General features: G+C 62.3%; 22 protein-coding genes. 17 read left to right on the forward strand and 5 right to left on the reverse strand.

Going from position 1 to position 25,645, the window contains the following annotated elements:
* Positions 1 to 31 precede the first annotated feature (31 nt).
* The 6 genes from ANTHELSMS3_RS05805 to ANTHELSMS3_RS05830 all read left to right on the forward strand — a co-directional run bounded on the left by ANTHELSMS3_RS05805 (position 32) and on the right by ANTHELSMS3_RS05830 (position 11,945).
* Positions 32 to 5,458, forward strand: a complete 5,427-nt coding sequence (locus tag ANTHELSMS3_RS05805; protein WP_094034055.1) for an alpha-2-macroglobulin family protein — start codon at positions 32 to 34, stop codon at positions 5,456 to 5,458.
* Positions 5,455 to 6,009: a putative glycolipid-binding domain-containing protein gene (locus ANTHELSMS3_RS05810; protein WP_094034056.1), complete on the forward strand. Its 555-nt coding sequence runs from the start codon at positions 5,455 to 5,457 to the stop codon at positions 6,007 to 6,009. Before ANTHELSMS3_RS05805 ends, ANTHELSMS3_RS05810 begins: the two co-directional genes overlap by 4 nt.
* A complete protein-coding gene (gene pbpC / locus ANTHELSMS3_RS05815; protein ID WP_094034057.1) occupies positions 6,006 to 8,027 on the forward strand; it encodes a penicillin-binding protein 1C in 2,022 nt (673 codons plus the stop codon). Before ANTHELSMS3_RS05810 ends, pbpC begins: the two co-directional genes overlap by 4 nt.
* A 193-nt stretch (positions 8,028 to 8,220) precedes the next feature.
* On the forward strand, positions 8,221 to 9,645 hold the full coding sequence (locus tag ANTHELSMS3_RS05820) for an SH3 domain-containing protein (RefSeq protein WP_094034058.1): 1,425 nt from the start codon (positions 8,221 to 8,223) through the stop codon (positions 9,643 to 9,645).
* 138 nt (positions 9,646 to 9,783) lie between these two features.
* The gene (locus ANTHELSMS3_RS05825; RefSeq protein ID WP_094034059.1) at positions 9,784 to 11,220 is read left to right on the forward strand and encodes an SH3 domain-containing protein; all 1,437 of its coding nucleotides are present in this window, start codon (positions 9,784 to 9,786) and stop codon (positions 11,218 to 11,220) included.
* 77 nt (positions 11,221 to 11,297) lie between these two features.
* Positions 11,298 to 11,945 (forward strand): M15 family metallopeptidase, encoded by a 648-nt coding sequence (locus ANTHELSMS3_RS05830; RefSeq protein ID WP_094034060.1) that lies wholly within the window; start codon positions 11,298 to 11,300, stop codon positions 11,943 to 11,945.
* Between the two features lie 23 nt (positions 11,946 to 11,968).
* On the opposite strand, the gene idi is transcribed toward ANTHELSMS3_RS05830, so the two are convergent.
* Positions 11,969 to 12,499, reverse strand: a complete 531-nt coding sequence (gene idi, locus ANTHELSMS3_RS05835; protein ID WP_094034061.1) for an isopentenyl-diphosphate Delta-isomerase — start codon at positions 12,497 to 12,499, stop codon at positions 11,969 to 11,971.
* A 174-nt stretch (positions 12,500 to 12,673) separates the two neighbouring features.
* Between idi and hemA the strand changes: the two genes are divergently transcribed.
* Entirely contained in the window at positions 12,674 to 13,888 is a 1,215-nt protein-coding gene (gene hemA, locus ANTHELSMS3_RS05840; protein WP_094034062.1) for a 5-aminolevulinate synthase, read from the forward strand.
* Between the two features lie 59 nt (positions 13,889 to 13,947).
* Here hemA and ANTHELSMS3_RS05845 read toward each other — a convergent pair whose 3' ends face one another.
* The gene (locus ANTHELSMS3_RS05845; protein ID WP_094034063.1) at positions 13,948 to 15,126 is read right to left on the reverse strand and encodes an acetyl-CoA C-acyltransferase family protein; all 1,179 of its coding nucleotides are present in this window, start codon (positions 15,124 to 15,126) and stop codon (positions 13,948 to 13,950) included.
* Between the two features lie 132 nt (positions 15,127 to 15,258).
* On the opposite strand from ANTHELSMS3_RS05845, the gene ANTHELSMS3_RS05850 reads away from it, so the two are divergent.
* Positions 15,259 to 15,567, forward strand: a complete 309-nt coding sequence (locus ANTHELSMS3_RS05850; RefSeq protein WP_094034064.1) for an EthD family reductase — start codon at positions 15,259 to 15,261, stop codon at positions 15,565 to 15,567.
* A gap of 42 nt (positions 15,568 to 15,609) precedes the next feature.
* A complete protein-coding gene (locus tag ANTHELSMS3_RS05855) occupies positions 15,610 to 16,569 on the forward strand; it encodes a PLP-dependent cysteine synthase family protein (protein ID WP_094034065.1) in 960 nt (319 codons plus the stop codon).
* 104 nt (positions 16,570 to 16,673) lie between these two features.
* On the opposite strand, the gene ANTHELSMS3_RS26315 is transcribed toward ANTHELSMS3_RS05855, so the two are convergent.
* Entirely contained in the window at positions 16,674 to 16,796 is a 123-nt protein-coding gene (locus ANTHELSMS3_RS26315) for a hypothetical protein (RefSeq protein WP_302630583.1), read from the reverse strand.
* A gap of 221 nt (positions 16,797 to 17,017) precedes the next feature.
* Between ANTHELSMS3_RS26315 and ANTHELSMS3_RS25410 the strand changes: the two genes are divergently transcribed.
* Entirely contained in the window at positions 17,018 to 17,116 is a 99-nt protein-coding gene (locus ANTHELSMS3_RS25410; RefSeq protein ID WP_157733407.1) for an isopropylmalate isomerase, read from the forward strand.
* A gap of 63 nt (positions 17,117 to 17,179) precedes the next feature.
* Positions 17,180 to 18,586 carry a 3-isopropylmalate dehydratase large subunit gene (gene leuC / locus ANTHELSMS3_RS05860; RefSeq protein WP_094034066.1) on the forward strand — a complete coding sequence of 469 codons (1,407 nt, stop codon included), beginning with the start codon at positions 17,180 to 17,182 and terminating at the stop codon, positions 18,584 to 18,586.
* A 59-nt stretch (positions 18,587 to 18,645) separates the two neighbouring features.
* Here the strand turns inward: leuC and ANTHELSMS3_RS05865 are convergent, their stop codons facing one another.
* Positions 18,646 to 19,044 (reverse strand): CVNH domain-containing protein, encoded by a 399-nt coding sequence (locus ANTHELSMS3_RS05865; protein WP_094034067.1) that lies wholly within the window; start codon positions 19,042 to 19,044, stop codon positions 18,646 to 18,648.
* Positions 19,045 to 19,347: 303 nt separating this feature from the next.
* Here ANTHELSMS3_RS05865 and leuD point away from each other — a divergent pair, with 303 nt between their 5' ends.
* The 3 genes from leuD to ANTHELSMS3_RS05880 all read left to right on the forward strand — a co-directional run bounded on the left by leuD (position 19,348) and on the right by ANTHELSMS3_RS05880 (position 22,103).
* On the forward strand, positions 19,348 to 19,953 hold the full coding sequence (leuD, locus tag ANTHELSMS3_RS05870; RefSeq protein WP_094034068.1) for a 3-isopropylmalate dehydratase small subunit: 606 nt from the start codon (positions 19,348 to 19,350) through the stop codon (positions 19,951 to 19,953).
* A gap of 396 nt (positions 19,954 to 20,349) precedes the next feature.
* Positions 20,350 to 21,159 carry a hypothetical protein gene (locus ANTHELSMS3_RS05875; RefSeq protein ID WP_198319886.1) on the forward strand — a complete coding sequence of 270 codons (810 nt, stop codon included), beginning with the start codon at positions 20,350 to 20,352 and terminating at the stop codon, positions 21,157 to 21,159.
* Between the two features lie 101 nt (positions 21,160 to 21,260).
* A complete protein-coding gene (locus ANTHELSMS3_RS05880) occupies positions 21,261 to 22,103 on the forward strand; it encodes an endonuclease/exonuclease/phosphatase family protein (protein WP_254694857.1) in 843 nt (280 codons plus the stop codon).
* On the opposite strand, the gene ANTHELSMS3_RS05885 is transcribed toward ANTHELSMS3_RS05880, so the two are convergent.
* Positions 22,039 to 22,962 (reverse strand): epimerase, encoded by a 924-nt coding sequence (locus ANTHELSMS3_RS05885; RefSeq protein WP_094036958.1) that lies wholly within the window; start codon positions 22,960 to 22,962, stop codon positions 22,039 to 22,041. The genes ANTHELSMS3_RS05880 and ANTHELSMS3_RS05885 overlap by 65 nt on opposite strands.
* Positions 22,963 to 23,055: 93 nt before the next feature.
* Between ANTHELSMS3_RS05885 and ANTHELSMS3_RS05890 the strand changes: the two genes are divergently transcribed.
* The 3 genes from ANTHELSMS3_RS05890 (at position 23,056) to ANTHELSMS3_RS05900 (ending at position 25,594) form a co-directional block, all read left to right on the forward strand.
* Entirely contained in the window at positions 23,056 to 23,952 is an 897-nt protein-coding gene (locus ANTHELSMS3_RS05890) for a LysR family transcriptional regulator (protein ID WP_094034071.1), read from the forward strand.
* Positions 23,953 to 24,030: 78 nt separating this feature from the next.
* The gene (gene leuB / locus ANTHELSMS3_RS05895) at positions 24,031 to 25,134 is read left to right on the forward strand and encodes a 3-isopropylmalate dehydrogenase (RefSeq protein ID WP_094034072.1); all 1,104 of its coding nucleotides are present in this window, start codon (positions 24,031 to 24,033) and stop codon (positions 25,132 to 25,134) included.
* A 193-nt stretch (positions 25,135 to 25,327) separates the two neighbouring features.
* Positions 25,328 to 25,594 carry a hypothetical protein gene (locus ANTHELSMS3_RS05900; protein WP_157733408.1) on the forward strand — a complete coding sequence of 89 codons (267 nt, stop codon included), beginning with the start codon at positions 25,328 to 25,330 and terminating at the stop codon, positions 25,592 to 25,594.
* Positions 25,595 to 25,645: the final 51 nt, after the last annotated feature.

Genomic DNA, 25,645 nt, shown 5'->3' on the forward strand with positions numbered 1-25,645 from the left:
CATTGGAGCATTGTTCTGAAAGGAGCTTTTTATGCGTCGCATTGTTTTGGCCGCCGTCGCGGTTGTGGTCGGCTTGTCCTCGGCTCATGCGCAGGAGGTGATGCCCGATCGGCGTTTCGTGATTACCCGTGATGTCGATTATGTCGGGAATGACCTGCAAAGCCTGTTCGATACCACGCTGGACGCCTGCCAGCGCGCTTGTCTGGATGCGACAGGCTGCATCGCCTTCACGTTCAATGCCCGCACCAATGCCTGTTTCCCCAAGTCAGAGGTAACAGATCGCGCCGCCTTTGAAGGGGCCGTTTCGGGCCGCGTCGTGATCACCCCGGCCGAGACGCTGGACCTGGCCGAAACCCGGCGCAGTGACCTTGATTTTCTGCGTGAAAATGACATCAGTCGCGCTCGTCAAGAGGCAGTGGATCTGGCCGTCCGTCACGGCGGCGGACAGTGGACCGTCACGGCCCTGATGGATGCAGCGCAAGAGGCGCGTGACAACGGCAACATGAGCGATGCAATTCATTGGACGGGGGCGGCGCTGGCCCAGAACGACGACCCGGCGCTCTGGCTGCAATACGGCCAGTGGTCGGTCAATTATGCCGAGACTGTTCAGGGGGCCGACAAGCGCAAGTATTTTGGTCGTGCGCTGCTGGCTTCTGTCAACGGATACCTGCGCGCAGCCGACGATAGCCAACGCACTACTGCGCTTGTCGATATGGCCTACGCATTGGAGGCTGAAGATCGCGGGCGGGACATGATCCCGGCGCTCAGACTGGCTGAAACGCTGGATGACCGCCCGTTTGTGACGGACATGTTGGACGATGCCATTGGCAAATACGGCTTTCGGGTCGACGACCACTTGGTCGAGGCAGACACCGCCACGCCGAGAATTTGTGCCAGTTTCACTGAGCCACTGGTTCGTGCCGGGCAAGACTATGCCCCATACGTCAAGCTGCCCGATCCGCGCCTTGCGGTTGTGCAGGACGATCAGCGCATCTGCGTAACCGGGGTCGAACACGGGTCGCGCTACACGATCACCTTTCGGTCGGGTCTGCCCGCCCAATCGGGTGAGTCGCTGGTCCGCGATGTGCCGATCACCGCCTACGTCAGCGACCGCGCCCCGACGCTCAGCTTTCCGGGTCGTGCCTATGTGCTGCCGCGCACTGCCGATGCGGGTCTGCCGATCGAAACGGTCAATCTGGATGAGGTCGATCTGGTGTTGCGCCGCGTGTCCGACCGCAATCTGGTCCGCGCGATTCAGGACGACTATTTTGGCCGCCCGTTGGGCCGCTACGATGAGGAATACTTCGCCCGCGATCTGGCAGAGGAAATTTGGCGCGGTACAGGAGTGGTTGAGAACCGTCTGAACGCTGACATGATGACCCGCCTTCCCATGGGCGATGTGCTTGGGGACCTACCCGCAGGCATTTATGCGCTGACTGCTGCCGTTCCCGACCCGAAACAGGGCAGTGACAGGCGCTCGACACAGTGGTTCATCCTGTCCGACATCGGTTTGACGACCCTTCAGGGCACCGACGGGCTGACAGTTTTTGCCCGCGATCTTGGCAGCGCCGCGCCAATGGACGGGCTAGAGGTGTCGCTGCTGGCAGGGGCCAACCGCGTGTTGGAGACTGTGACCACCGACGCGGCCGGTGTGGCGCGTTTCGCGCCGGGCCTGCTGCGAGGTTCGGACGGCAGCGCGCCCGCGCTGGTCATGGCCAAGCGGGGCGATACGGATATTGCCTTTCTCTCGCTGACCGACCCGGCCTTTGATCTCAGCGACCGGGGCGTTGCGGGACGCGCGCCTGCCGGTCCGCTGGATGCCTTTCTGGCCTTTGATCGCGGTGTTTATCGTGCGGGCGAAGAAATCAACGTCACTGCCTTGTTGCGCGATGCGCAGGCCGATGCGGTAGGTGACGTGCCGCTGACCGCTGTTCTGACGCGTCCTGACGGCGTGGAATACTCACGCCACATTTCCGACGGCGGGGAAGCGGGCGGGCACGTCTATACCCTGCCGCTGGGTCCGACGGTGCCGCGCGGCACATGGCGTCTGGCGGTCTATGCCGACCCCAAAGGTGAGGCGCTGACCTCAGACACGCTGCTGGTCGAAGATTTCGTACCCGAACGCATTGATTTCGATCTCAACCTCCCAGATGCCCCGATCAACCCGCTTTCGCCGCCCCTGCTGGGTGTCGACGCACGGTACCTGTTCGGTGCGCCCGGCGCGGATCTGGACATCGAGGGTGAACTGCGACTGTCTACCCAGACCCGACTGGACAGCTTCCCCGGCTACCGTTTTGGCCGCCACGACGACGATTCCGTTACCCGGATCGAAAGTTTCGATGCAGATTTGACCACCGACGCCACAGGTGCTGCGCAGCTGGTCCTGCCGATGCCCGACATCGACCCGCAGGGCCGCCCGATGGTCGCCACCGCAGTGCTGCGCCTGTCCGAGGCGTCTGGCCGTCCGGTTGAACGGTCTATTGCTCGCTCGGTTGCGCCGCCGACGCCGATGATTGGCATCAAACCCGCCGCTGAGGAATTTGCCGAGGGTGCAGAGGCGCGGTTCAGTGTGATGGCCGTAGGTCCCGATCTGCGTGCGCAGGAGATGGATGTCAGCTGGCAGGTCAACCGTGTCCGCACCCGCTATCAGTGGTATCAGGACTACGGCAATTGGTACTGGGAGCCGGTGACGTCTCGCGAAACGGTGGCCCGTGGCAAAGGAACGCTGGGCGATGACCCGTTGCAGATTGCCGCCGAGGTCGACTGGGGCCAGTTTGAGGTTGTCGTCGAACGCAAGGACGGCGCCTATCTGGCCGCCTCGATGAGTTTCTCCGCCGGTTGGTACGCCCCTGCGGATGCCGCCGACGCGCCAGACATGTTGGAACTGTCGCTGGACAAACCGGCCTACACCGAAGGAGAGACCGCAACCCTGCGCATGGTTCCTCGGTATGCCGGTAAGGCGCTGATCACGGTCTTGGCCGACCGCGTGATTTCCATGCAGGCGGTTGAGGTGACAGAGGGTGAGAATACGCTGACCCTGCCGGTGACGCAGGATTGGGGTGCGGGCGTCTATGTGACCGCGCAGGTGATCCGCCCAATGGATGTGACCGCTGGACAGAATCCGGCTCGCGCGCTGGGCCTGACCCATGCCGCTGTCGATCCCGGTGACGCGCATCTCAACGTCGGCTTTGATGCGCCGGCGGAAAGTGCGCCGCGCGGTCCGCTGACTGCCAAGGTGACAGTCGACAACGTAACTCCCGGCGACACCGCCTATGTCACTGTCGCGGCTGTGGATCTGGGGATCCTGAACCTGACTGCGTTTGCGACACCGGACCCTGCGGGCCACTACTTTGGTCAGCGTCGTCTGGGGGTTGAGATTCGCGATATCTATGGCCGTCTGATCGACGGCATGAACGGCGCGATGGGAGCGGTCCGTTCGGGCGGTGACGGCGTGGCAGGCATGCGCCTGCAAAGCCCGCCGCCGACAGAGGCGACCGTGGCCTTCTTCTCGGGTCTCTTGCCCGTAGCGGAGGATGGTTCTGTCGAGGTCAGCTTTGACATTCCCGACTACAACGGCACCGTCCGGCTGATGGCGGTTGCTTGGTCGCCCTCGGGCGTTGGCGCGGCAGAGGCTGATGTGCTGGTGCGTGACCCGGTGGTGATCTCGGCCTCGCTGCCGCGTTTCCTGTCACCGGGGGATGAAAGCCGCCTGCTGCTGGAGCTGACCCATGCCAAGGGGCCTGCGGGTGAGATGCCGCTGGCGATCACCGCAGATGGTGTGACGCTGGACACCGGCGCGCTGCCCGCCGCCGTGACGCTGGGGGATGGCGAAAAGCTTGCACTGGAATTGCCGTTGACCGCTGACGGCATCGGCGACCACAAGATCGAGATCGCGGTGACCACACCGGACGGTTTGCGACTGACCAAGGAACTGACTCTTGGGGTAAGGTCAAACGACCCCGACGTGGGCACGACCCGCCGGTTCCAACTGGCCGCAGGTCAGACCTTTACCCTGGACGCGGATGTCTTTGCCGATCTGCGGGTCGACGGCGCCTCTGCCATGATGTCCGCCGGTCCGCTGGCTCGGTTCGATGTGCCGGGGCTGCTAGCCTCACTGGATCGCTACCCTTACGGATGTACTGAACAGGTAACGTCAAAGGCGCTGCCGCTGCTCTACATGTCGGCGATTGCCGAGCCTTTGGGCCTTGGCGACAAGGACCGTATCGACTTGCGCATCGAACAGTCGATTGCCCAAGTGCTGACGCGCCAAGCCAACAACGGGGCCTTTGGCCTCTGGGGGGCGTGGTCAGGCGATTTCTGGCTGGATGCCTATGTCACCGACTTCCTCAGCCGCGCCAAGGGTGCGGGATATGAGGTGCCTGACATTGCTTGGCAGAACGCGCTGGATAACCTCCGGAACCGGATCGCCTATGCGCCCGATTTTGACAACGGCGGGCAGGACATCGCCTATGCGCTGATGGTACTGGCGCGTGAGGGTGAGGCCGCCATGGGCGACCTGCGTTACTACGCCGACGAGAAGGCGGATGATTTTGCCACGCCTTTGGCGCAGGCCCAGCTTGCCGCCGCTTTGGCCAGCTACGGTGACCAGCCGCGCGCGGACGCCATGTTCGGCCGTGCCGCGGCGCGTCTGTCGGCCACACCGGTCTCGACGAAACAGGGCTTCCGCGACGACTATGGCAGCACGCTCCGCGACGCGGCAGGGCTGCTGGCGCTGGCGGTTGAGGCGCGGTCAGACAGGTTTGACCGCGACGCGGTTGTGCGCCGCATCTCCGCCGTCAACCGCCCGCTGTCGACGCAGGAACAGGCGTGGTCCCTGCTGGCCGCACACGCCATGGTGCAAGACCCGACCGTTTCGGGCCTTGCGCTGAATGGCGAGGCGCTGAAAGGCCCCTTTGTCCGTCGGATAGAGGCCGAAGGGCTAGAACCGGTGACACTGACCAATACCTCTGACACACGCACCGACGTCACTCTGACCACGCTGGGCAAGCCACTGGGCGCGACAGAGGCGGGGGGATATGGCTATGCGCTGACACGCGAATACTTCACCCTCGACGGTGAGCCGATCACCGAGATCCGTGCAGGTGACCGTATGGTGGCGGTGTTGACGATCAAACCCGCTGAAAAGACCGGCGCGCGTCTGATCCTTGACGATGCCTTGCCTGCGGGGTTCGAGATCGACAATCCTAGTCTGTTGCGCTCTGGCGACATTCGTGCGCTGGATTGGCTGAAGCTGGCCGACGCGGAACATGCAGAGTTCCGCACGGATCGCTTTCTGGCAGCTGTAACACAGAGTAACGAAAAACCATTGCAGCTGGCCTATGTTCTGCGCGCGGTGTCGCCCGGCACTTTTCATCACCCGGCGGCATTGGTCGAGGACATGTACCGGCCAGAGTATCGTGCTACGACCGCCTCTGACCGGGTGACGATCCTGCCATGAGCGGTGAGACGATTGCGACAACTCAATGGCGCGCGCTTGACCGGGATGGTGAGGACAAGTGCCGTCTTGCCCGTCTCGATCAGGGGTGGATGCTGGTGGGCCATGCGCGGTTCCGCGATGGCAATGGATGGGCCGCGCTGGACTATGTGATCCGTGTGGATGCGGACTGGTGCACCACCAGCGCCGATGTCACCGGCGAACACGGCGGCGACCCAGTCGCCGTGCGGTTGGTGCGCGGGCGGGATGGCTGGACCGTGAATGACGCGCCACGCCCTGACCTGAGAGGGGCCGAAGATGTGGACCTTGCCTTTACCCCTGCCACCAATCTCATGCCACTTAACCGGGTGCCAGAGGTCGGGAGGTTGGACACAACTGCAGCTTGGGTCCGGTTTCCCGGTCCCTTGGTGTCGCCGCTGACGCAAAGCTATACGCGGGAACGCGGCGGGATGGTGCGCTATTCGGCCGAGGAAACCGCGTTTGAGACGCAGCTGGCGGTGGACCGGCACGGCTTTGTGACCACCTATCCCGGTCTGTGGGAGACAAGTGAGTGAAACGGCTGCTCGTTCTGGTGGTTGCTCTTTGGGTGACCGCCTTTGCGCGCGACCGGTTTGATGCGTTCATAGACGACACAACGCTGCCGGTGCTGGTCCATGCGACCTCTCCCGAGGTGCGCGACCGCAATGGCGCGCTGCTGAGGGCCTATACCATCGACGATGGGCTGTGGCGGATGAACGTATCTTCGGATCAGGTCGATCCGCTGTTTTTCAAGATGCTGTTCGCTTACGAGGATAAGCGTTTTCATAGCCACAAAGGCGTCGACTTGCGTGCCACGGCCCGCGCCGCCGGGCAGGCGCTGCGCAACGGTCATGTCGTTTCAGGGGCCTCGACCCTGACCATGCAGGTGGCGCGCCTGCTGGAGGATGGCACCACTGGCCAATGGAGCGGCAAATTGCGCCAGATGCGGCTGGCGCTGGCGCTGGAACGGCAGTTGACCAAAGACGAGATTATGGCGCTGTACCTGCGGCTGGCGCCCTATGGCGGCAACGTCGAAGGACTGCGGGCTGCGTCTCTGATCTGGTTGGGAAAGGAACCGACCCGCCTGACGCCTGCCGAGGCGGCGCTGCTGGTGGCCCTGCCCCAAGCCCCGGAAAGCCGTCGCCCGGATCGCTATCCAGACGCTGCCCGCGTTGCCCGCAACCGCGTGTTGATGCGGATGGCGAATGCCGGTGTCATTCCGATGGCGGCCGCGCAATCCGACCGGCTGGACCCCGCGCCGCTGGGCCGCAAACAGATGCCGCAGCTTGCCCCGCATATGGCGGACCGTGCCATCGCGCTGGGCCCCGGACGGCATGACCTGACGCTGGACCGTTCGTTGCAGGAAAGCCTGGAAGATCTGGCGCGGCGCTATATGTCCGGCCGTGATGAACACCTGTCTGTCGCGCTGATCCTTGCCGATCACAAAAGCGGCGAAATCCTCGCCTCTGTCGGGTCCAAGGATTACACCGACATGATCGGGCAAGGCTTTGTCGACATGACGCAGGCGCAGCGCTCTCCGGGCTCGACGCTGAAGCCATTGGTATATGGATTGGCCTTTGACCGGGGGCTGGCGCATCCCGAAACGCTGATCCTGGATACACCAGTGCAGTTCGGAACATACGCGCCGCAGAACTTTGACGGTGCTTATCGCGGTGAGCTGCCGGTGCGGCGGGCGCTACAACTGTCGTTGAATATCCCGGTGATCCGCCTGACAGAGGCGTTGGGTCCGGCGCATTTGATGGCCGCGCTGGAACGTGCCGGCATCGAACCGGGGTTGCAGGGTGGCGCGCCCGGACTGGCGCTTGCGCTGGGCGGGGTCGGTGTGACGCTGGAAGAGATGGTGCAGCTATACGCGGCGCTTGCGCGCGGAGGTGAGGCGCTGCCGCTGCGGTGGCGCGCCGATCAATACGGCGGTGAGGATGCTGCACGCCGTATTCTCAGCCCGGCCAGTGCCTGGCAGGTGGGTAATATTCTGGCGGACGTCGCGCCGCCCGCCTCTGCCGGACCGCCGGGGCGTGTGGCCTACAAGACAGGCACCTCTTACGGGCATCGCGACGCTTGGGCGCTAGGCTGGACCGGGCGGCATGTGGCCGGGGTCTGGATCGGTCGGCCCGATGGCACGCCGGTTCCGGGGGCCTTTGGTGGGGCGCTGGCCTCCCCATTGTTGTTCGAGGTTTTGGGCCGGGCGGAGGCGCGGCTAGAGCCGCTGGCCCCGCCACCGCCCGAAACCCTGCTGGTCAGCCGCGCGCAACTGCCTGAGCCGTTGCAACGGTTTGGCCCGCGCGAACCAGTACCGACACTGCAACTGACCTTTCCGCCCGACGGGGCGCTGCTGACGGCAACGGGGGGCGGAGTGCCGGTCAAACTGCGCGGCGGTCTTCCACCTTACACCTTGTTGGCGGATGGGGCAGTACTGGCCACTGGGTTGCGCAGGCCCGAGTTTCTGGCCCCGGTCCTTGGCCCCGGTTTCACGACACTTTCGGTGATTGATGCGCAAGGGGCCTCGGGGCGGGTGTCAATCGAACTGAGGTAGGGGGCTCTGCCCCCGTCTCCCTTTGGTCGCCCCCCCGGAATATTTTTGGACAGAAGAAACGCAAGGGGGCGGCGATTCTGGCCGGGCGATTCGGCAATCCGTTGCTGGTTGAATCCGGGCGGCAATTCCCCGCCCACAAAACCACCTTGCCATGTTAGAATCGCTGCCGAGGTTCGAGTAGACGGAGAGAGACATGGTTCAAGGGCTTTGGCGGCTGGCGCTGGCCGCCGTTCTTGGTGGTGTGGCAGGTGCTGGTCACGCGGCGGAGATCATGTTGTCTGACGGTCAAAGTATGGGGTGCCAGTTGCGGATAGACGGCCCCATCGCCACGGGCGATGCAGACCGGCTGGACGAGGCGCTGCGCGATTTGCCGTTCCCAGAGGGCACCAGCCCTGTTGGGCAGCGCGTTTGCCTGAACAGTACGGGAGGATCGTTGGTCGAGGCGGTGCGCATGGGCGATCTGATCGCAGAGCGTTTTATGGGGACCGCCGTGCCGGAGGCCGCGACCTGCGAAGGGGCCTGTGCGCTGGTCTTTTTAGGGGGGCGGTTTGCCCATCCGGAGGCGGATGGCGATTTCATCCCCGACAGGGTGTTGCATCCGCGCGGGACTTTGGGTTTTCACGCGCCCCCCTTGGTGATCGAGGACCGCGCCTATGGACTGGATGAAATCAACCACGCCTATTCCGCGGCGCTTGGCAGTATGGGCGAAATTCTGCGTCTGCGGTCCGATCACGCGGCGGAAATTCCGGACTCGTTGTTTCTGACCATCCTCAACACGCCTGCCACCGACATGACCTATGTCGAGACGGTGGAACAGGCCGCGCGCTGGCAGATCGAGGTGGCCCCCGTGGCGCTGACAGCAGAAGATATTGGCGCTGCGCTGCGCCATGCCTGTCTGAACGCTGATGGCGGCATGCTGGATCAGCGCCCGTCGGACAGCTATCTGTATGGCTCTGCCAACCTGCCGTTTACCTATGCCAATCTTGGCGCGGACCACGCGCAGGTTACTTCGCGCGGGGGGTTTCGGGCCGAGGACGTGGCGAATTGCGATATGACGTTGCGCGCCGATGGCGACCCGCTGGACCGGATCGGCTATGTCACGTTCGAAGGGGGGGGGGCCAACGAGGACAGCCACCGTGACGTTTATCCCTATATGTTCCACGATCCGCGTCTGCCGTTGTCGGCCCTGCCGGTGGCGCGTGGAGCAGCCGAGACCGGAGAGCAGATCTTTTTTGCGGCCATTCAGGCGGCGGCGCGCGAGGAACTGTCTGAGGTCGAGATCAAGTCCTGCTGGTTGCTGTCGCCCGAGGCGCGGATCGTCAACGTGAATGACTATGTCAATCTGCGGGATGGTCCCGGGTTTGAAGCAGAATTGCTGCGCAAGGTGCCTTTGGGTGAGAAGGTGCGTGTGATCGCAACGCAGGATCTGCGCACGCCCGGAACCGGGGAGCAGGCGCGGTCCTGTCTGACGGCCTGCAACGATCTGGCGGCGGACAGCTCTGATGCTGATTTGCGCGCGCGGGTTGATCGCTGCATCGCGGGGAATGTGTTCTGGTACGAAATTCGCGACGGTTCAGGTACGGCTGGCTATGTCAGCCGCAAATTTCTGGGCGATTGACGCGTATGTCCCGGGCCTGACTTGGGTCCTCTGTCCGCCTGGTTCGGTTGATGATGTAACAGGCGCCGCATTCCCGTCTTCGTGAAGGGCCGGTCGCATGTTAGGTTTGGCTGGATATTTCCCAGCACGAGATCCGATATGCATATGATTTTTAGAACCGTCCTTGTGGCGTTGACATGCGCCCTATTCCTCATGCCCGGCCAGTCCGGGGCTGCTACGATCACCCTTGGCGGATCGCAGGAGATGGGCTGCCGCATTGCCATTGACGGCCAGATCGGAAAGGGCGATGCGGATGCCCTGCGCGCCGTCTTTGAAGAAATCGGCTATCCCACCGAATATTCGCCGATCGGGCGGCGCATTTGTCTGAACTCGCCGGGCGGGTCGTTGCTCGAAGGGTTGGCGATGGCCGATCTGATCGCAGAATGGAACTTTGGCACAGCGGTTCCTGATGGGGCGTCTTGCGAAAGCGCATGTTCTATCGTGTTTCTGGCGGGCCGTTTCAACAACCCGGAGGCAGGCGGCGCGTTCTCTGTCGACCGCGTGATGCACCCGCGCGCGCGGATCGGGTTTCACGCGCCCTCGTTGCTGCTGGGAGAGCGGTCTTATTCCCGAGAGGAAGTGGACAAGGCCTATGCCATCGCGCTGGACAGCATGGCGGGTATTTTGCGCCATCGGGCCGAGAGTCTGACGGCGATTCCGGATTCCCTGTTTCTAGATTTACTGGGCACCCCGCCGTTTGAAATGACCTATGTCGAAACAGTTGGGCAAGCAGCCCGATGGCAAATTGGCGTGGTCCCGGTCGCGTTGCCCTCGGGCGGGGTTCGCGAGGCCCTGAGCTATGCATGCTGGCACGTCGACTCCGGGCTGCTTGATTATTCGCCGTCGGAATACGGCAGCCCCTTTATGCTGGAGTTCAGTTTTGAAGAACTGACCGAAGAGACGCTGCGGGGGTCAAGCTCACGCGAGTTCCGATATGAAGGCTCTGCCCAGTGCGAGATCGGGATTTTTGCCAGCGGTGGTTTCAACAACTACAGCACGGTCGATTATGTCGGTGTCGCGCAATACACTGGCGGGGCGACCGATCAGGATGTGTCCGGCACGGTTTATGCCTACATGCTGTACCCGTCAGAACAGAGCATCGACACCTTGCCGGTCCCCCGACCGGGTGACGATCTGCGGTCCAGCGGCTTTTTTCAGGCCGCGCGCGCTACGTCCGGCGGTGGAGCGACGGGCGGGCTGACATCATGTCGTCTGACGCAGGCCAACGCGCAGGTGATCAACGTCAACGAGTTTGTGAACCTGCGCGCAGCACCGGGGCTGCGCGCGCCGATTGTTGGTCAATTGCGGTTGGCGGAACAGGTGCAAGTGCCGGATATCGGTGCGCTGTTGCCCGTGCGCGGCGCGCCGCGCGGTCCAACCTGCGTCAGCATCTGTGACGGCCTGTCGAGCAGCCCGTCGGACGTGGGGCTGAAGGACAGCGCCGAAGGATGCATCGCGGAAAACATGCTTTGGTATCAGGTCATCAGTTCATCCGGCGTCACAGGCTATGTCAGCCGCCATTTCCTAACCGACTGACGTCAGGAATGCCGCACTTGCGATCCGGGGTGCTCCGGGGTTTTCTGCCCCGGAGGTCGAGTTGCGGGAGCAGGATCATGTGGAAAATTCTAAGCGTCGTTTGTATGGGTATTCTGTCAGCCGGGTCGATGGCGCTGGCGCAACAACGTGGCAGCGCCCAGCCGATCCCGGATGACACATGGGCGGCAATGCAGGGGGTCAGCTGGCACAGCGGCTTGCCCTGTCCCGCGCGCGCAGATCTGCGATTGCTGACGGTGCCCCATGTCGACTTCAAGGGGCGCACGGTTCAGGGCCAACTGATCGTGGCGAAGGATGTGGCAAAGGACATGCTGGATATTTTCGCCGATATTCACGCAGCGGGCTATCCGATCCAGAGCATGAAGCTGGTGCATCATTTTCGCGGCGAGGACGGGTTTTCCATGGCGGCAAACAACACCAGCGCGTTCAATTGTCGGGTGGTGGCGGGCACTTCGCGGTTGTCACAGCACGCGCTGGGGCGGGCCATCGATATCAACCCGGTGCAGAACCCCTATGTTAACGGCGGGCGTACCTCACCCTCTGCTGGTGTTGATTTTGACGAGGCAGCAGAGCGTCGGGCCGGAACAGGCGGCGTCATCGTGGCAGGCGACGCGGTGGTGACGGCCTTCAAATCACGCGGCTGGGGCTGGGGCGGCGACTGGACCTCGATGAAGGATTACCAGCATTTTTCGGCCAACGGGAACTGACCCTTGGCACCCGTCCGAAGAACTTAGGGCGTGCCCGCCGCGCCAAAGACCAGATCGGCGTGTTGATCTAGATAGATGCGCATCCAGGGCGTGAACCGCTCGGGGGTTTCAGCGACCTCTTGGATCAGTTGAGGCCGGCCGACCCATCGTGTGTCCATGACTTCGTTCGGGTTGGGGACCAGCGTCATCTGCGGCGTTGCCTCGGCGCGAAAGATCTCGACCACCTCATGCTCGATCATGCCGCCACCCACATCGGCGCGGTACTCGACCTGACCCATGTGACGGGTCGTGACGCCGATGATCCCCAATTCGTCGTCCAGACGCCGCAGCGCACAGGTGTCGGCGGCTTCGTCCCAGAAGGGATGCGTGCAGCAGGTGTTCGCCCACAGACCGGGAGTGTGATATTTGCCCAGCGCGCGTCGCTGAATCAGAACCTCATCCCCGCGCATCACAAAAACCGACACGGCCTTGTGCCGCAGGCCGCGTTCATGCGCGTCCAGTTTGTCGACAGGTTGCAGGGTGCCGTCCACCCAAGCGGGGATCATGATCGTCATCGTAGTCTCTGGCCTTTGGGGCGTATCGGGGTCCGGGATATATAGGGTTTTGCATGGGGGCTTTGCACGTCGAAAGCGCAGTGGAGGAAAACCCGACTGTGTCGCGCGGCCGGTCCCCTTTAGCCTCAGCACCATGGATTGACCTTGATTTGATTTCGATACCGGAGAAGAGACATGGACTTCGACGCCCTGTTCACCACGCAACTGGACGCCCTGAAGTCCGACGGAAACTACCGTGTCTTTGCGGAACTTGAACGCGATTGCGGCGCTTTTCCAAGCGCACGCAGCCTTGACCCCGATGCCCCGGACCGGGTCACGGTCTGGTGTTCAAACGACTATCTTGGGATGGGTCAGCACCCATTGGTCCGCGACCGGATGAAAGACGTGATCGATCTCTGCGGCACCGGGGCGGGTGGGACGCGCAACATCTCAGGCACCAACAGCCACCATGTGGCGCTGGAGCGCGAATTGGCCGACCTTCACCGCAAGGAGGCGGCGCTGCTGTTCACTTCTGGCTATGTTTCGAACTGGGCGGCGCTGTCGACGCTGGGGGCGCGTTTGCCGGACGCGGTGATCCTGTCGGACGAATCCAACCACGCCAGCATGATTGAGGGCATTCGCCATTCGCGTGCGCAAAAGGTGATCTGGCGCCACAACGACCCCGAGGATCTGGATCGCAAGCTGGCGGCCCTGCCCGCCAATGCGCCCAAGATCGTGGCGTTTGAATCGGTCTACTCGATGGATGGCGACATCTGCCCGATGGCAGAGATCGTCGAGGTGGCAGAAAAACACGGCGCGATGACCTATCTGGATGAGGTTCACGCCGTTGGGCTGTACGGCCCGCGCGGTGGCGGCATTTCGGAAAGTGAGGGGCTGGCAGATCGGGTTACGCTGATCGAGGGCACGCTGGGCAAGGCCTATGGTTGCATGGGCGGTTATGTCACCGGCAGTCACGCGCTGTGCGATTTCATCCGCAGCTTTGCCAGCGGTTTTATCTTTACCACCGCCTTGCCGCCCGCCGTCGCGGCGGCGGCGCAAACCTCTGTCGCCTACCTGAAATCCTCGGACAGCGAGCGCAGGCAACAACGCCGTCAGGTTGCCCATCTGCGCGCCGCGCTGGATCGGCGCGGCATCCCGCATCTGGACAACCCAAGCCATATCATCCCAGTGATGATCAAGGATCCGGTGAAATGCCGAATGCTGGCGGATATTCTGATGCGCGACTGGGGGATCTATGTGCAGCCGATCAACTATCCGACGGTGCCAAAAGGGACAGAGCGGCTGCGCTTCACCCCCGGACCGCTGCACACGGACGCGGATATAGATCACCTTGTCGAGGCGCTAACCGTGTTGTGGAAGCAATGCGCGTTGGCGCATGAGGTGGCGTAGGGCGGGGTTTGGCCCGCCATTCGGCCCGCCACACGCGCAGCGGGCCGGGGGGGCATGCGTCAGATACGCTCGATCGCCAGGGCGATGCCCTGACCGCCGCCGATGCACATGGTGATCAGCGCCTTGGAGCCGCCGATACGCTCCAATTCATACATCGCCTTGACGGTGATGATCGCCCCGGTCGCGCCGACCGGGTGGCCCAGTGCGATGGCCCCGCCGTTGGGGTTCACCTTGGCCGGGTCCAGCCCCAGACCCTTGTTCACCGCCAGTGCCTGCGCGGCAAATGCCTCGTTTGATTCGATCACGTCGAAGTCGTCCACCGACAAACCGGTGCGGGCCAGCAGGTTTTGCACCGCCGGGATCGGCCCGATGCCCATGACCTCGGGCCGGACACCGGCATGTGCATAGCCCAGCACGCGTGCTCGGGGTTTCAGACCGGCGGCCTCTGCCGCACTGGCCCGCGCCAGCACCAGCGCCGCCGCGCCGTCGTTGATACCGCTGGCATTGCCCGCCGTGACGGTGCCGTCCTTTTTGAACACGGTGCGCAGACCGGCCAGAACCTCGGCTGTTGTCGGCTTGGGGTGCTCATCGACGACGAAATCAACCATCTCACGCTTGCGACGCACCTGAACTGGCACGATCTGCTCGGCAAAGCGGCCTTCTTCGATGGCGCGCGCGGCGCGGGTCTGGCTTTCCAGCGCAAAGGCGTCTTGGTCAGCGCGGCTGACGTCATGTTCGGACGACACGTTTTCGGCAGTGACCCCCATGTGGCCGGTGCCAAACGGACAGTTCAGCGCGCCCAGCATCATGTCCAGTGTCTTGATATCCCCCATCTTAGCGCCCCAGCGCTGATCGGTGATCGCAAATGGAGAGCGCGACATTGCCTCTGCCCCACCCGCCAGCGCGAAATCCGCATCGCCCAGCATCAGCGACTGCACGGCAGAGACAATCGCCTGCGCACCGGACCCGCACAGTCGGTTGACGTTCATCGCGGGCACGCTGTCGGGCACGCCCGCCTGCATCGCGGCAACGCGGCTGAGGTACATGTCGCGGGGTTCAGTGTTGATGACATGGCCAAAGACCACATGTCCAATCTGGCCGCCCTCAACCCCGGCACGCTCCAGCGCGGCCTTGGCCGCGGTGGTGCCCAAATCTATCGGCGGGGTGCCCGCAAGGCTGCCGCCAAAGGTGCCGATAGCGGTTCGCGCGCCGCTGAGAATGACGATATCGTCGCTCATGTTTTTCCTCCATGTTTTGCACGATCATGCGCCCCGCAGCCGGGTTTGTCAGCCCTTTCAGGGGGTTTGCAAATTGAGACGTATCGGCACGCCTCTTGTGGTAAAACGGATAGGAGACAGGGAGGAATTGTGATGTCTGCAAGTGTTCAGGTGCTGTATCCGGCGACGGATGGCACGCATTTCGACTATGACTACTACGTCAAGACGCATCTCAAGATGGTGAATGAGATTTGGGGTCCGCATCTGCATACCTCGCTGGTGATCAAGGGGCTGGCCGGTGGGCCGGACACGCCGCCGGGGTTTCATGCTATCGCTACGCTGGTGTTCAAAGACGGTGATGCGATGAAAGAGGCGATGGGCAAGGCAGCGCCGCTGCTGGACGACATTCCGAAGTTCACCAACACCACGCCGCAAATGTTGGTCGGTGAGGTCATCGGCTGAGCGCCGCTTGACAGTGCGGGGCTGTCGAAGCAGCCTCGCGCCATGATATTGCCTTCTGCCATTGATGCCATCGGGAATACGCCTCTGGTCGATCTGACCCGCGCCTGTGCGGCTCTCGGTGTTCAGGGGCGCATCCTTGCCAAGCTGGACTTTCTGCTGCCGGGGTTCTCGAAAAAGGACCGCGCGGCCAAGGCGATCATTGAGGCGGCGCGTGCCGACGGTAGTTTGCAGCCCAGACAGCCGGTGGTCGAGCTGACCTCAGGCAACATGGGGACCGGGCTGGCCATTGTCTGCGGCATCCTAGAACATCCGTTTATCGCGGTGATGAGCCGGGGCAATTCGGTCGAACGGGCGCGCATGATGGCGGCGTTGGGCGCAGAGGTGGTTTTGGTGGATCAGGTTCCGGGTGGCACGCCGGGGCAGGTGTCCGGAGCCGATCTGGCACTGGTTGAGGCAGCGGCGCAGCGCGTTACGGCAGAGCGGGGGGCCTTTCGCGCCGACCAGTTCGGGCATCCGGGCAATCCTGCGGCGCATGAGACCGGGACGGGACCAGAGTTCTGGGAGCAGTCCGGTGGCACGATTCAGGTCTTTGCCGATTTCGTCGGCTCCGGCGGAACTTTGGCAGGAACCGCGCGGTTTCTGTCGCCCAAGGGGGTTGCCTGCTACGCGGTTGAGCCGCGAGGCGCGGAGGCGCTGTCAGGCGGTGATACCGCGCACCCCGACCATCCTATACAGGGCGGGGGTTATGGAATGGCAGATCTGGACCATATGCGGGGCGTGCCGTTGGCGGGCACTGTAGCCGTTACCGGACCAGAGGCGCGTGATTGCGCCCGCCTGTTGGCCCGGACCGAAGGTCTGTTTGCGGGCTATTCCGCCGGGGCCAACCTTGCTGCTGCGGCGCAGTTGTTGCGCGGGACAGAGCGGGGCAAGACGGTGGGCATTGTTCTGTGTGACAGCGGTCTCAAGTATCTGTCGACCGACCTTTGGGCTGACGCGCCCTGATCCGCATGCTTTGGGATCCAATCGCGAAACGCCGCCCGGTCTGGGCGGCGGGGTAGGCATCTTGTGACATCATTCCACGCGGAACGGCGGGCCAGAGGCCCCGTCTAGTACGCCAAGGTCGTCAGCGGAATGATACCGCTTGCCTCGACTCGGGCCTGTACGCTGACCGCCGCCATCAGCAGGACGGCGATCAATACAAGATTGACGATGTTCAATGCGCTACGCATCGGGTGCCTCAAAAACTCAAAGAACCGAGAGCGGGTAGGCCCGGGTATCGGATTACGATTTACGGATGACTGACGCGGCTTAACCGCAGACCGCCGAAAACTGGTGTAATAGGGACTGTCGGGCAAGGGGGGCGCGTCAGTTTGTCCGGTCCCACTGGCGCCTTTCTGCGTGGTTCGGCGTCTCTTGCGGGAATCTGCGGCAGGCTGTATCAGGCTTCCCCATGACACCCCATGTCGACAGGACTGACCGCGCCCGCCTGCGCGAACGTTTTTACGGCGCCACGCACACCGTGCTGGCCCGGCTACAGTCGCGCACCTGATTGCCTGCGCTCTACAGGCGCCCCTTTCCGATCAGCCATACGCCAACAAACGGGAGAGGACCTATGTCCCCCAAGACGCTTTACGACAAAATCTGGGATGCCCACGTTGTCCATGAGGACAAAGACGGCACCTGCCTTCTGTATATCGACCGCCACCTTGTGCATGAGGTTACCAGCCCGCAGGCTTTTGAGGGGCTGCGCATGGCGGGCCGCACAGTGCGTGCGCCAGACAAGACCATTGCGGTGCCGGATCATAACGTGCCCACCACTGCGGGCCGCGATGATCCCGACCAAATGCCCGAAGACAGCCGCATTCAAGTGGCCGCACTGGACAAGAACGCCAAGGATTTTGGCATTCACTATTACCCGGTGTCCGACATCCGTCAGGGCATCGTCCACATCGTCGGCCCCGAACAGGGCTGGACGCTGCCGGGAATGACAGTTGTGTGCGGTGACAGTCACACCGCCACGCATGGCGCTTTTGGCGCGCTGGCGCATGGTATCGGCACGTCAGAGGTGGAACATGTTCTGGCCACACAGACGCTGATCCAGAAGAAGTCCAAGAACATGAAGGTCGAGATAACCGGCAAGCTTAGCCCCGGTGTCACCGCCAAGGACATCGTTCTGCGTATCATCGCGGAAACTGGCACTGCTGGCGGCACTGGCTATGTCATCGAATATTGCGGCGAAGCGATCCGCAACCTGTCGATGGAAGGCCGCATGACCGTCTGCAACATGGCGATTGAGGGCGGTGCCCGTGCTGGCCTGATCGCGCCGGACCAAACGACCTATGACTATGTCATGGGCCGCCCGCATGCGCCCAAAGGCGCCCAGTGGGAAGCGGCGCTGAACTGGTGGAAGACCCTGTTCTCCGACGATGACGCAGCTTGGGACAAGGTTTTGACCATCGCGGGCGAGTCGATCGAACCCACCGTGACCTGGGGCACATCGCCCGAGGACGCACTGCCGATCAGCGCGCTGGTCCCCTCTGCCGACAGTTTCAAAGGTGGCAAGGTCGCCGCAGCCCAGCGGTCGCTGGACTACATGGATCTCAAACCGGGCACGCCGCTGAAAGAGATCGCCATCGACACGGTCTTTATCGGCTCATGCACCAATGGCCGGATCGAGGATCTGCGCGCCGCTGCGGAAATCCTGAAAGGTCGCAAGATCAAGGAAGGCATGCGCGCGATGATCGTGCCCGGCTCGGGTCTTGTCCGCGCGCAGGCCGAGGAAGAGGGGCTGGCGGACATCTTCAAGGAGGCCGGTTTTGAATGGCGTCTTGCGGGCTGTTCCATGTGCCTTGCCATGAACCCTGACCAGCTGAAGCCGGGAGAGCGTTGCGCGGCAACCTCTAACCGCAACTTTGAGGGTCGTCAGGGGCGCGGCGGTCGCACGCACCTGATGTCGCCCGCGATGGCGGCGGCGGCAGCGGTCACCGGCCACATCACCGACGTGCGCGAGCTGGTGTGATGCGGATGGCAAAGGGGCGCCCCGGTCGGGACGCCTCACGTTACGCTGCTAGTCAACCCTCAGTTGGTCAAAGTACCATCCGAGTTGTTGATGCCGGAAACAGGGATGGAGGTCTCCATGAACTCGCCGCTGCTCATGCGGCAGTTCGCGTAAAGCGTGACTCCATCAACCTCGGCCTCCAGCATGATGTTGCCACAGCTCATCTGAAAGGTCGCGGCATTCCCGCCCATTTCCAGCATGCCGTTGTTGTTGCCAATCGGCGGCATCGCGATGCTGGTCTGGTTTGGCATGCCGTTGGCCTTCAGGCAAACAGCGGCGATCTGGGCGCTGCCGTCCGACCCATATTGGAACGCAATGTTCGAACAGGTGTTCTGAAAGGTGCTTGCACCAGAGTGACTGCCTGCAAGGGCAGAGGTCGCGGTAAAGGCAAGAAAGACTGTTGCTGCAAAGGTTTTCATTCTGATCTCCCAATCCAAAGGACAGCCGTCAAAATGGCGGCCACCTCAGCTTTGCCCGAGGCGGCGATTCCCGCAAGGGTAGAGTTGTCATGCGTGAATATTCCTTTTGGGAGAAAAGGTGCCGTTGCGGAAGGCGCGTCCTTCCATGCCCGCCCCACCTTGTTGACTTCGTCGCCCCCGGCCGTCGCGGCCTGGGTGCGCCAATTCTCTGAAATCCTGCGGCAGGTCGTGCCGTCAGCCCCGGCAAAAGCCGGGCGTCCAGACCGACCCCTGCCCCTTAACTAAAGCCAAGGATGCTTTGACATGGACAAATTCGAAAAGCTCACCGGGATCGCGGCGCCTATGCCGCTGGTCAATATCGACACCGACATGATCATCCCCAAACAATTCCTGAAAACAATCAAACGCTCGGGTCTGGGCGTTCACCTCTTTGATGAGATGCGGTTTGACGACAACGGAGACGAGATCCCCGACTTTGTCCTCAACAAGCCGCAGTATCGTGAGGCGCAGGTCATCGTCGCCGGTGACAATTTTGGCTGCGGGTCATCGCGGGAACATGCGCCTTGGGCGCTGAAGGATTTCGGCATCAAGGCGGTTGTCTCCACTAGCTTTGCTGACATCTTTTATAACAACTGCTTCAAGAACGGCATTCTGCCTATCGCCCTGCCGCGTGAGGCGGTCGATCTGCTGATGAAGGATGCCGAAAAGGGATCGAACGCACGTATGATCGTCGACCTTGAGGCGCAGACCGTGACCTCTTCGGATGGTGAAAGTTTTTCGTTTGAGATCGACCCCTTCAAAAAGCACTGCCTGCTGAATGGTCTCGACGACATCGGTCTGTCGATGGAGAAGGTTTCCTCCATCGACACGTTCGAGGTGCAGGCCGCTCAGGCACGTCCTTGGGTCTGACAGAGTGAAACGCCTCTCCCGCGGGTATGCGGGAGAGGTGCATTTCCTGCGCCACAAGTCTTACTTGCCCAAATCGTTTCGAAACCGTAAACTGCTCATCGCCGTAGCTGCTGACCTTGTTGTGGTGAAATTTCCTTTTACCACAACATATTGCGACGCACTCTTGAAGTGCCTAATTTGTGCCCGGGAAATGATGCAATCCCGCACCACTGCCTTCGTGAAACGGCCATGTTACTGCGCAAGCCTTCCTTGACCGCTTGAGCAATTGAGGCAAAGGGGGCAAAACTTGGGCAAGATTGAGGCAACCCGCCACAAAGCGCGGGCTCGGGATGGAACAAGGGCGCGGCATCGTATCGCGGCCGTCCGGATCGAAAGGGCAGAGCTGTGATATCGCGAATGGTGGCCGCTGTAGCGCGGGCGTTCCTTGTTGCATTGCTGGTGGCAACCCCGGCGCTGTTGTTGCCGGGGACTCGGGTCGAAACCACACAAATAATTGCCCTGATCGGCTTGCTCGCCGCGATCCTCACCTTTGTCGAATACGTCGCAGAGTCGCCCTCCTTGATCGAGTTCCGCGCTGCGCCGCCATTCAACCGCATCCGGTTTGCGTCTATTGCAATCACAGTGGGATTGTTGACCCTGATTTGCCGGGGCGACACGGTGCCAACCCCTTTGACAGAGGCGTTGGTCGGTTTTGGTACGATGATCGGTGCGGCGATGGATTTCCCGTTTTCGCCGGTGCGTCTGATGCTGCTGGTGGCGTCAGATGATGGGGCAACCGATAAGATCCGGTCCCTTGCCGGGCTGGCCTATGTCATCTCACTTGTCACTCTGCTGAGCTTTGTCGCCCTTGTTCGGCTGCTCGATTGGCCGTTGCGTTCGGGGGCCTTCAACTTCTGGATCAACCTGCCGCTGTTTGACCCCACGACCGGCGGGGACATCCTGATGCGGCTCAAGCGCGACAGTCACGTTAACGTCGCCTTAGGGTTTCTTCTGCCATTCATGATCCCGGCGGTCCTGAAGGCCGCAGCGGTCTATGCAACTCCGCTTGCGCTGGCCGATCCGCAAACGTTGATTTGGACGATAAGTGCATGGGCCTTTCTGCCAGCAAGCCTGATCATGAGGGGGGTGGCGCTGATGCGTATCGCGGATCTGATCGAGGAGAAGCGTCGCCGCGCCTACGCCCAGGCGGATTTGCAGGTGGCCTGATCCTGTTCCTCAGTTACTTGCTGGTAGCCTGCGCGGCATGCGCGGACCCGTTGCGGGTTGCAACTTGGCATGGCGACTTCAGTCGCAAGGGGCCCGGGTTGATGCTGGCTGATTTCGACAAGGTCGTGCCGGACCTGTCGCCAATCATGTCAACAGAACCTGATGTGCTGGTCCTGACTGATATCGACTATGACGCGGGTCTGGTCACCTTGTCCAAACTGCGCGATGTGCTGCAAGAGGCCGGATTGGATTATCCACACCAGCTGTCCGTGCGACCTAATACCGGGATGCCGACGGATTTGGACATTGACGGCGACGGGCGACGCGGCGGCCCACGGGATGCACAGGGATTCGGCTGGTTTTCCGGGCAGGGGGGCATGGCGGTCCTGTCGCGGTTTCCAGTCGATCTCTTGGCCGACCATAGCAAAGTCCTGTGGAAGGATACCCACGACAGCACCATTGCAAAGGATGATCCGGCCTTCGCAATTCAGCGCCTGTCCAGTTCGACCTTCTGGGCGGTGCGTGTTGCAGCGCCTGACGGGGATCTGACCCTTCTGACGCTGGGGGCCACACCGCCGGTTTTTGACGGCCCAGACGACCGCAACGGGCGGCGCAACCGGGACGAAGTGTTGTTTTGGGCGCATGTACTGAATGGCGATCACGGACCAATCCCCGAAGGGCCTGTTGCGGTGATCGGCAATCTCAACCTTGATCCGGAGCGCGGCAATGGCCTGCACGAGGCGGCAAGGACGCTGCTGACGCATCCACGCCTGCAAGACCCGATGCCGGGCGTTCAAACCGTCGCTTGGGATAGCACCGGCCCGATGCGGGTTAGCTATGTCCTGCCAGACCGCTCTGTGACCGTCGGCGAAAACGGGGTCACGCCGCCGTCGCCTGATCTTGGTCGGCATGGCCTTGTCTGGGTCGATCTGGCCCTGCGCTGAGGACCGGCGCAATCGCCGAGGCCAGCGCCTCAGCCACGTCTGTTTCGACAAAGCCGGGCAAAAGCGCATCGAAATTGTCACGGGACAGGTGGTGCGGTTTGTCCCAGAGATAGCGCATTTCCAGCAGTTTTGCGCCCATCCTCCAGACCGGGCTGACCAGCCGCAGCGGCCACCACGCCATGCGCCTGATTCGGACCGGGCGGTCCAGAATCTTGCTACACTGCGCCGCCATTTCCCGGCCCGTCAGGGTAAGACCGGGGAAGGCGATATCGGCAAATCGGGGCAGACGCTCACGCCTCTCTGCCAGCGCGACAACGGCGCGCGCCATGTCAGGTAGATAGGCCCAGGCATGCGGTACATCTGGATTGCCTGGATAGGTCAGCACTCCTTTGCGGAGCGACGGGGCCATTTGCAGGTCAAACCAGTTGCCTGAGGCGGCAGTGTCCAGAAAATCGCCCGCCCGCAGCAGGATCACAGGCACGCCGGAGGTGCGATACGCGGCCTCCATGTCCACCCGAATGCGGCCCAGCGGATTTCGTGCGTCATGGGGGGTATTGGGGCCGAACGCCTCGGGGGCATCTTTGCCAAATACATAGACGTTGCCCGGAACGATCACAGTCGCGCCAGCCGTGCGCGCCGCCGCGATCACCTGCTGCGTCAGCACCGGAACCTGAGCCGCCCAGTCGCGGTAGGCGGGGTTCCAGCCGTTCACGATCACATCCGCGCCCTGCGCCGCTTGTGCAAGGTCGTCGCTGGCGCGATCAAACAGACGGATATGCCAGCCAGCGTTCCAGAACGCCTCTGCCACATTGCGTCCAAAGCGACCGCTCCCACCCAGAATCAAGACTGTTCCAACCACAACTGCATCCTCCCATCTGGCTTGAGCGAACCATCGGCTATTCATGAGATTCGAGGAATTGCCAGAATGCGCAGGGCGTGTATTCATGAATGAATGGATGGCGCTCTTGCAAAACTCGACTGGTCTTTGGTCCAGACCTTTTTGACGGTGGCAGACACCGGCTCTTTGTCCGAGGCGGCTCGGAAACTGGCAATCTCTCAGCCCACAGCGGGACGTCAGATCCGACAGATCGAGACTACGCTGGAGTTAGAGCTGTTTCAGCGTCAACCACGCGGGTTGTCGCTGACCGATGCAGGCGCGGCGCTGGTGCCGCACGCGCGCCGGATGGCCGAGGGGATGCAGGGGTTTAGCCTTGCCGCCGCCGGACGATCTCAAAAACTGTCCGGCCCGGTCCGTATCACCGCCAGCGTCTTTACCGCGCAGCATTACTTGCCCGTCATCCTGGCAAAGCTGCGTGAGGAAGAGCCCGACATCACGATTGATCTTGTCCCAACTGACCGCTCTGAAAACCTGTTGTACCGCGAGGCTGACATCGCCGTGCGCATGTACCGCAGCGAGCAATTGGACATTGTGACCCGCCATTTGGGAGAGTTGAGTCTGGGCCTGTTCGCGGCCAAAACCTATTTGGATCGCCGCGGCCGTCCGGCGGGTTTCCACGAGTTCTTTGACCACGATCTTGTTGGGTATGATCAATCCGACCTGATCCTGCGGGGGCTGCGCGAGATGGGGATGGATGCGCAGCGCGAATGGTTCGCTACGCGCACCGACCATCACAGCGTCTATTGGGAAATGGTCCGGGCGGGGTGTGGCATCGGTGTTGCCCAGTTGCGCGTGGGTTTGGCAGAACCTGTTGTAGAGCGGGTGCTGCCAGAGGTGCCGCTGCCGACGCTGCCGCTATGGCTGGCCGCGCATGAGGCGGTGCGGCAGACTCCGCGCATCCGACGCGTGTGGGACGCGCTGGCCGAAGGGCTGCTGGCGCAGGTGGACTGAGCCGGCAAACAGCGGGGGTTATTGACCCGACGGCGCGCGCGGGCTACGCCCCAAGCGTTATGAACAGGAGAGCCGACCATGCCCAACCCTTCGATTCTTATCCTGCCCGGAGACGGCATTGGCCCCGAAGTCATGGCCGAGGTCCGCAAGGTCATCGACTGGTACGGCACCAAGCGCGACCTGGCCTTTGACGTGTCCGAGGATTTGGTCGGCGGTGCCGCCTATGACGCGCATGGAACTCCGCTGACCGATGAAACGATGGCCAAGGCACAAGAGGTCGACGCGGTACTGCTGGGGGCTGTGGGTGGTCCAAAGTACGACGCACTGGACTTTTCGGTCAAACCAGAGCGCGGATTGCTGCGCCTGCGCAAGGAAATGGATCTATTCGCCAACCTGCGCCCGGCCCAGTGCTTTGACGCACTTGCGGATTTCTCGTCGCTGAAAAAAGACGTGGTGGCCGGTCTGGATATCATGATCGTCCGTGAACTGACATCCGGCATTTACTTTGGTGAGCCGCGCGGCATCATCGAAGAGGGCAACGAACGGGTCGGCATTAACACCCAGCGGTACACGGAATCGGAAATCGACCGGGTCGCACGGTCGGCGTTCGAGTTGGCGATGCGCCGGGGCAAAAAGCTGTGCTCGATGGAAAAGGCCAACGTCATGGAGTCCGGCGTGCTCTGGCGCGAGGTCGTGACCGAGGTGGGCAAGGATTACCCCGAGGTCGAGCTGTCGCACATGTATGCCGACGCTGGTGCCATGCAGCTGTGCCGCTGGCCCAAACAGTTCGACGTGATCGTGACCGACAACCTGTTTGGTGACCTACTGTCCGACGCCGCCGCCATGCTGACCGGCAGCCTTGGCATGTTGCCTTCTGCGTCGCTGGGCAAGCCGATGGCAAACGGCCGCCCCAAGGCATTGTACGAACCGGTCCATGGGTCGGCACCGGACATCGCAGGGCAGGGTAAGGCGAACCCGATCGCCTGTATTCTGTCGTTCGCAATGGCGCTGCGCTACAGCTTTGACAACGGGGACGAGGCCACGCGTCTTGAGGATGCGATTGAAAAGGTGCTGGCCGACGGTTTCCGCACCGCCGATCTTCTGGGCGAAGAAGGCGTTGACCCGATATCGACCACCCAGATGGGCGATGCCGTCATTGCGGCACTGGACGCCTCTTTATAAAGACGCGCTTTGCGCACTGGACGGCGGTGCAGCGGTTGGTCAGGCTGGTTCTGACCAACCGAAAGGATTCCTCATGCGCCGCCTTCTTTTGTCTGCTTGTCTCTTGGCCAGTCCTTTGGCCGCCCAGACAGTCCAGATCCTGCCTGGGTATTCCGATTTCCGACTTCCGGCGACACAGGTCGTTGATCAGCCCATGACCCTGATGATGAATTGGCTGCTGTCCTTTCCCGAAAGCGCCGAGGGGCGCCCCCAGATTGACCTGTTGGCGAAAGTCGAGGAGGGGCGTCTGGCGATCGTGTTCACCGACTCGGGCGGTGGTGACGATTCGGTGAAGGCAATCCAGCGACGGATGGAATTTCTCCAAACCGAAGACTGGAGATGGCGACTGGTGGCCTATGGCTTTCGGCAGCAATGCTGGCGTGGCGAATCCGACGATTGGACAGACCGCCCCTGCCCTTGAACAGGCTGCGAGACGGAAAAAGCCGCCGCCCCCCTTGCCATCGGTGCCCGT

Source organism: Antarctobacter heliothermus (genome assembly GCF_002237555.1).
GTDB lineage: Bacteria > Pseudomonadota > Alphaproteobacteria > Rhodobacterales > Rhodobacteraceae > Antarctobacter > Antarctobacter heliothermus_B.